Annotated in this window: 2 protein-coding genes; both read left to right on the forward strand. The window is 68.2% G+C overall.

Going from position 1 to position 1,305, the window contains the following annotated elements:
• Positions 1–75 precede the first annotated feature (75 nt).
• Positions 76–648, forward strand: a complete 573-nt coding sequence (locus AB1824_11910; protein ID MEW5765669.1) for an HD domain-containing protein — start codon at positions 76–78, stop codon at positions 646–648.
• Between the two features lie 90 nt (positions 649–738).
• The coding region (locus tag AB1824_11915) for an aconitase family protein (protein MEW5765670.1) at positions 739–1,305 on the forward strand (567 nt) is incomplete at its 3' end.

Genomic DNA, 1,305 nt, shown 5'->3' on the forward strand with positions numbered 1-1,305 from the left:
TCGAGTGGGATGTACCGCTTTGGGTGGCCGGCGCACGTTGCCACGCGGAATGCGAAGGATGGCGGAGGAAGCACCATGAAGACGTCTGAAATCGTGGACCTGCTCCAACCCTGGATCGGACGGATCGGGGACGAGGAGCTTCGCGGCAAGGTGGTGGAGACGTTCGAACGGGCGCTCGCCCGCGGCGGATTCAAGAGCCGGGCGGCGTTCCTCAAGATGCCCTTCACGCTCCTGGCCGACTGCAAGGGCGTCACCTTCCTGGAGCACACCCTGGCGGTGACGGCCGGGGCCGTGGGTCTCTATCAGGGCCAGGCGGCCCACTACCGGTCCATGCCCTACCCGGTGGACATGGACCGGCTCGTGGCGGGCGCGCTCCTCCACGACGTGGGCAAGATCCTGGAGATCGAGCCCGACGGGAAGGGGGGCTACCGGAAGAGCCGGAGCGGAATGTGCCTGCGCCACCCCCTCTCGGGTCTGGCGCTGGCCGCCGAGGCGGGCCTGCCCGAGGAGGTCCTCAACTGCATCGGGTGCCATGCCAAGGAGGGAGAGGGAGCCCCCAAGACGGTGGAGACGATCCTCATTCACCAGGCCGACTTCGCCACCTTCGACCCCCTCGTGATGCTCCAGAAGGGGACCCTGGTTCTCTGAATCCACAGGGAGGGCGGGAGGACGGGAGGAGGTAGAAAAGAGGCCCATCTCCCGTTCCTCCCGTCCTCCCTGTTCAAGAGAGGTCGTGTCATGCCGATGACGATGATCGAGAAAATCCTGTCGGCCCACGCCGGGCGAGACCTGAAGCCCGGGGACATCGCCGACGTGTTCCTGGACACCCGCGCCGCCCGGGACTTCGGCGGCGCCAACGTAGTGAAGAACCTCCTGGACCACGGCCTCGAGGTGGCCGATCCGTCGCGCACGGCCTTCACCTTCGACTGCAACCCCACGGGTTCGGACCAGAAGTACGCCGCCAACCAGCAGATCTGCCGCGTCTTCGCGCGGGAGCGGGGCATCCGCGTCTTCGACATCGACCGCGGCATCGGCACCCACGTGGCCCTCGACGGCGGCCTGGCGTGGCCCGGGTCCACCTTCGTCTCCACCGATTCCCACGCCAACATCCTGGGCGCCATCGGGGCCTTCGGCCAGGGACTCGGCGACGTGGACATGGCGGCGGCCTGGGCCCACGGCAAGATCTGGTTCAAGGTGCCGCCCACGGTGCGCATCGAGCTGCGCGGAGAGCCCTCGCCCTCGGCCTCGCCCAAGGACGTGGCCCTGGCCATGCTGCGGCGCTTCGGGGCAAACGGACTGCTGGGC

The organism is Acidobacteriota bacterium, assembly GCA_040752915.1.
Taxonomy (GTDB): Bacteria; Acidobacteriota; UBA4820; order UBA4820; family DSQY01; genus JBFLVU01.

Excerpts from the sequence above, each read along its gene's own strand:
- AB1824_11910 (MEW5765669.1), top strand. The coding sequence starts at position 76 with ATGAAGACGTCTGAAATCGTGGACCTGCTCCAACCCTGGATCGGACGG.